General features: G+C 72.6%; 6 protein-coding genes. 5 read left to right on the top strand and 1 reads right to left on the bottom strand.

The window, feature by feature from the left end; genetic code table 11:
• Together GTW43_RS05885 and GTW43_RS05880 are read left to right on the top strand one after the other, a co-directional pair.
• Positions 1-902 (top strand): aldehyde dehydrogenase family protein (locus GTW43_RS05885; protein WP_161300550.1); only part of this gene is annotated, 902 nt, incomplete at its 5' end.
• Between the two features lie 3 nt (positions 903-905).
• On the top strand, positions 906-1139 hold the full coding sequence (locus GTW43_RS05880; protein WP_161300549.1) for a ferredoxin: 234 nt from the start codon (positions 906-908) through the stop codon (positions 1137-1139).
• Positions 1140-1194: 55 nt separating this feature from the next.
• Here GTW43_RS05880 and GTW43_RS05875 read toward each other — a convergent pair whose 3' ends face one another.
• Positions 1195-1821 (bottom strand): TetR family transcriptional regulator, encoded by a 627-nt coding sequence (locus GTW43_RS05875; protein WP_161300548.1) that lies wholly within the window; start codon positions 1819-1821, stop codon positions 1195-1197.
• Between the two features lie 209 nt (positions 1822-2030).
• Between GTW43_RS05875 and GTW43_RS05870 the strand changes: the two genes are divergently transcribed.
• The 3 genes from GTW43_RS05870 to GTW43_RS05860 are packed head-to-tail and all read left to right on the top strand — an operon-like array spanning position 2031 to position 5181.
• Positions 2031-3374, top strand: coding sequence for a glycosyltransferase family 4 protein (locus GTW43_RS05870; protein WP_161300547.1), 1344 nt, complete (start codon positions 2031-2033; stop codon positions 3372-3374).
• Positions 3368-4111, top strand: coding sequence for a class I SAM-dependent methyltransferase (locus GTW43_RS05865; protein ID WP_161300546.1), 744 nt, complete (start codon positions 3368-3370; stop codon positions 4109-4111). The genes GTW43_RS05870 and GTW43_RS05865 overlap by 7 nt, the downstream gene beginning before the upstream one ends.
• Positions 4108-5181, top strand: a complete 1074-nt coding sequence (locus tag GTW43_RS05860) for a prenyltransferase (protein WP_161300545.1) — start codon at positions 4108-4110, stop codon at positions 5179-5181. Before GTW43_RS05865 ends, GTW43_RS05860 begins: the two co-directional genes overlap by 4 nt.
• Positions 5182-5232 lie beyond the last annotated feature (51 nt).

Here is a 5232-nt window from a genome sequence, read left to right as displayed (position 1 = left end):
TGTACGTGCTCGGCGAGATCGCCCGCGAGGCCGGACTGCCCGAGGGCGTCCTCTCGATCCTGCCCGCCGACCGCGAGGTCAGCAAGTACCTCGTCGGCCACCCCGGCATCGACAAGGTCTCCTTCACCGGGTCCGTCCCGGCCGGCAAGCGCGTCATGGAGGTCGCCTCCCGCAACCTCACCCGGGTCACCCTCGAACTCGGCGGCAAGTCCGCGGCCGTGGTGCTGCCCGACGCCGACCTGGAGTCCACGGTCGCCGGGATCGTGCCGGCCGCCTGGATGAACAACGGACAGGCCTGCGTCGCCCAGACCCGCATCCTGCTGCCGCGCAGCCGCTACGACGAGTTCGCCGAGGCCCTCACCGCCGCCGCCTCCGCGCTCGTCGTCGGCGACCCGCTCGACCCGGCCACCCAGGTCGGCCCGCTCGTCGCCCGCCGCCAGCAGCAGCGCAACCTCGACTACATCCGCATCGGCCAGGAGGAGGGCGCGAAGATCCTCACCGGCGGCGGTGCCCCCAGCGCGCCCGGCCTCGAGCGCGGCTGGTACGTCGAGCCGACGCTCTTCGGCGACGTCCACAACGGCATGCGCATCGCCCGCGAGGAGATCTTCGGCCCGGTCATCTGCCTGCTCCCGTACGGGGACGAGACCGAGGCCGTGAAGATCGCGAACGACTCCGACTACGGGCTCAGCGGCAGCGTCTGGACCGACGACGTCGCCCACGGCATCGAGATCGCGCGGCAGGTGCGCACCGGCACGTACAACGTGAACACCTTCAGCCTCGACATGCTCGGCCCGTTCGGCGGCTACAAGAACAGCGGCCTGGGGCGGGAGTTCGGCCCCGAGGGCTACGGCTCGTACCTCGAGCACAAGATGATCCACCTGCCGGCCGGCTGGGAGGGCTGAGCCGTGGGTGACCGCTGGCACGTGGAGGTCGACCGCGGGGTCTGCATCGGGTCGGGGATGTGCGTGAACCACGCGCCCGGGGCGTTCCGCCTCGACACCGCCCGGCAGTCCCGGCCCGTCGAGGCCGACGTCGACGCGGGGGAGGCCGTCCTCGCGGCGGCCGAGGGCTGCCCCGTGGAGGCGATCACGCTCGCGCTGGCCGACTCGGGGGAGGTCGTGTTCCCGCCGGAGGAGTGAGCGCCGGTCGCAGACGCCGGCCGGGGATGTCGGCCGGGGATGTCGGCCGGAGACGTCAGGGCGTGTCCCGGTCCGGGTCGACGAGGTCGATCAGCCTGCAGACCGTCTCGATGTCGATCTTCACCTGCGCGATCGAGGCCCGCCCGGAGAGCCAGGTGATCAGCGCCGAGTGCCAGGTGTGCTCGATGACCCGGACCGCGGACAGCTGCTCGGGCGTCGGCACGTCCAGCTCCATCGCGTCCAGGATGATCGCCGTGGTCTGCCGGGAGACCTGGTCGACCTCCGGGCTGACGCTGCGGTCCGCGAAGGTCAGCGCGCGGACCATGGCGTCGGCCAGATGCGGCTCCCGCTGCAACGCGCGGAACGCCCGCATCAGGGTCTCCGCGACACGCTCGGAGCGGGAGTCGGAGGACGGCGGGCGCTTGCGGACCGTCGTGTGCATGTGCTGGAGCTGGTCCTGCATGGTGGCGACGAGCAGATGGACCTTGCTCGGGAAGTACCGGTACAGCGTGCCGAGGGCCACCTGCGAGGACTCGGCGACCTCGCGCATCTGCACCGCGTCGAACCCGCCACGGGCCGCCAGCTGGGCGCTCGCGTGCAGGATCCGGCGCCGCCTGGCCTCCTGGCGCTCGGTGAGCGCGGGAGCGCCCTGTGTGCTGCTTCTCGCGTCCGGAGCTGTCATCTGTCCGCTTCCGCTTCCGTGTCCGCTTCCGCCGTGGCGTGAATCACCTGCTCCACCGGTCACAGCGTGGCTACCTGCCGGTAGATTCGGTGGTCCTTGAACGATCAATTCTGAAACTTGTTCTAGATTAGCGTCCCCACGTAGTGTCGGCGGTCCCCAGGGGCGGGCCGGGATGTCCACGGGCAAGCAGGAGAGAAGGGTGGCCTGGAGTGACCGCGGAGTCGTTGCGCATCGCTCTCCTCACGTACAAGGGCAACCCGTTCTGCGGTGGCCAGGGCGTGTACGTACGCCACCTCTCCCGCGAGCTGGCCCGGCTCGGGCACCGCGTCGAGGTCATCGGCGCCCAGCCCTACCCCGTGCTCGACGAGGGCGAGGAGCTCGACGGACTCAGCCTCACCGAGCTGCCGAGCCTCGACCTGTACCGCAGCCCCGACCCCTTCCGCACACCGAAGCGCGACGAGTACCGCGACTGGGTGGACGCCCTCGAGGTCGGCACCATGTGGACCGGCGGCTTCCCCGAGCCGCTCACCTTCTCGCTGCGCGCCCGCCGCCATCTGCGCGCCCGCCGCGGCGACTTCGACGTCGTCCACGACAACCAGACCCTCGGCTACGGCCTGCTCGGCGACCTCGGCGCCCCGCTCGTCAGCACCATCCACCACCCCATCACCGTCGACCGGCAGCTCGAACTCGACGCCGCCGCCGACTGGAGGCGCCGCATGTCGGTGCGCCGCTGGTACGCGTTCACACGCATGCAGAAGCGCGTCGCCCGCAAGCTGCCCTCCGTGCTCACCGTCTCCGGCACCTCGCGCGACGAGATCGTCGAGCACCTCGGGGTCCGCCCCGGGCGCATCCGCGTCGTCCACATCGGCGCCGACACCGACCTCTTCTCGCCGGATCCCGCGATCGCCGAGGTGCCCGGCCGCATCGTCACCACCTCCAGCGCCGACGTCCCGCTCAAAGGCCTCGTCCACCTCGTCGAGGCCCTCGCCAAGGTCCGCGCCGAGCAGCCCGGCGCGCACCTCGTCGTCGTCGGCAAGCGCGCCGAGGACGGCCCCGTCGCCCAGGCCATCGAGCGGTACGGGCTCGCGGACGCCGTCGAGTTCGTCAAGGGCATCAGCGACCAGGAGCTCGTCGACCTCGTGCGCTCCGCCCATGTCGCGTGCGTGCCCTCCCTCTACGAGGGCTTCTCGCTGCCCGCCGCCGAGGCCATGGCCACCGGCACCCCGCTCGTCGCCACCACCGGCGGCGCGATCCCCGAGGTCGCCGGCCCCGACGGCGAGACCTGCCTGTCCGTGCCCACCGGGGACGCGGGCGCGCTCGCCGCCGCCCTGACCCGGCTGCTCGAGGACCCCGCGCTGCGCACCCGGCTCGGCGCCGCGGGCCGCACCCGCGTCCTCGACCGGTTCACGTGGGCGCGCGCCGCACAGGGCACCGCCGAGCTCTACCGGGAGGCGATGGACGCGGCACCCCGCGGCCCCCGCGCCACCGGCTCCGCACCACCGCGATCGCGACCGCAACAGGAAACCCCCCAGGAAAGCAGGGCCACGTGCTGACCGTCGACTTCACCCGTTTCCCGCTCGCCGCGGGGGACCGCGTCCTCGACCTCGGGTGCGGGGCCGGACGGCACGCCTTCGAGTGCTACCGGCGCGGGGCCCAGGTCGTCGCCCTGGACCAGAACGCGGAGGAGATCGCCGAGGTCGCCAAGTGGTTCGCCGCCATGAAGGAGGCCGGCGAGGCCCCGGCCGGCGCCACCGCCACCGCGATGGAGGGCGACGCGCTCGCCCTGCCCTTCCCCGACGCGTCCTTCGACGTCGTCATCATCAGCGAGGTCATGGAGCACATCCCCGACGACAAGGGCGTGCTCGCCGAGATGGTGCGCGTCCTCAAGCCGGGCGGCCGCATCGCCGTCACCGTGCCGCGCTACGGGCCCGAGAAGGTCTGCTGGGCGCTGTCGGACGAGTACCACGAGGTCGAGGGCGGCCACATCCGCATCTACAAGGCCGACGAACTCCTCGGCAGGATGCGCGAGGCCGGCCTCAAGCCGTACGGGACGCACCACGCGCACGCCCTGCACTCGCCGTACTGGTGGCTCAAGTGCGCCTTCGGCGTGGACAACGACAAGGCGCTGCCGGTGAAGGCGTACCACAAGCTCCTCGTCTGGGACATCATGAAGAAGCCCGCCCTGACCCGGGTCGCCGAGCAGCTCCTGAACCCCGTCGTCGGCAAGAGCTTCGTCGCCTACGCCACCAAGCCGCACCTGCCCGCCGCCGACGCCGAGGCCACTGCGTGAGCAGCCCCGAGCGGACCGAACTCCTCGTCCTCGACGGCGTCCTGACGGCCGATCAGGCGCGGCGGACCGTCCGCGGGCTGCTCGACGTGCAGCGGGCCGACGGAGCCATACCCTGGTTCCGCGGACACCACCTCGACCCGTGGGACCACACCGAGGCCGCCATGGCGCTCGACGTGGCCGGCGAACACGAGGCCGCCGACCGGGCCTACGCGTGGCTGGCCCGCCACCAGAACGCCGACGGGTCCTGGTACGCCGCCTACCACGACGGCGACGCCGACGACGTCACCGACCGCGGGCGCGAGTCCAACTTCGTCGCCTACATCGCCGTCGGCGTCTGGCACCACTACCTGTCCACCGGCGACGACACGTTCCTCGACCGCATGTGGCCCGTCGTGTGCGCGGCCGTCGCCTGGGTGCTGCGGCTCCAGCAGCCCGGCGGCCAGATCGGCTGGAAGCGCGAGGACGACGGCACGCCCGTCGACGACGCGCTGCTGACCGGCAGTTCGTCCGTCCACCACGCACTGCGGTGCGCGCTCGCCATCGCCGAGCAGCGCGAGGAGCCGCAACCCGACTGGGAACTGGCGGTCGGCGCGCTGCGGCACGCCGTCCGGCGGCACCCCGAGCGCTTCCTCGACAAGAGCCGCTACTCGATGGACTGGTACTACCCGGTGCTGGGCGGCGTCCTGCGCGGGGACGAGGCGACGGAGCGGATCGCGGCGCACTGGGACACGTTCGTCGTGCCCGGGCTCGGGGTGCGGTGCGTCGACCCCAACCCCTGGGTCACCGGCGGCGAGAGCGCCGAACTCGCCCTCGCCCTCTGGGCCGTCGGTCAGTCCGACCGCGCCCTGACGATCCTCCAGGACATCCAGCGGCTGCGGGACCCCGCGACGGGGCTCTACTGGACCGGCTACGTCTTCGAGGACCGGGCCGTGTGGCCCGAGGAGCTCACGACATGGACCGCCGGGTCCGTACTGCTCGCTGTCGCGGCGCTCGGGGGGGACGAGGCGACCTGTGCGGTGTTCGGGGGCGGGGGTCTGCCCGGCGGGATCGAGCCGGACTGCCCCCACTGACCCCGCCGGGGGCGCCGCCCACCCCCTGGGCCACCCCGGGCGTCGGGCCCC

Origin of the sequence: Streptomyces sp. SID5785 (assembly GCF_009870065.1) — a bacterium.
Taxonomy (GTDB): Bacteria; Actinomycetota; Actinomycetes; order Streptomycetales; family Streptomycetaceae; genus Streptomyces.
The sequence above is the reverse complement of the archived record's forward strand: the minus strand, read 5'-3'. Positions and strand labels throughout refer to the sequence as shown.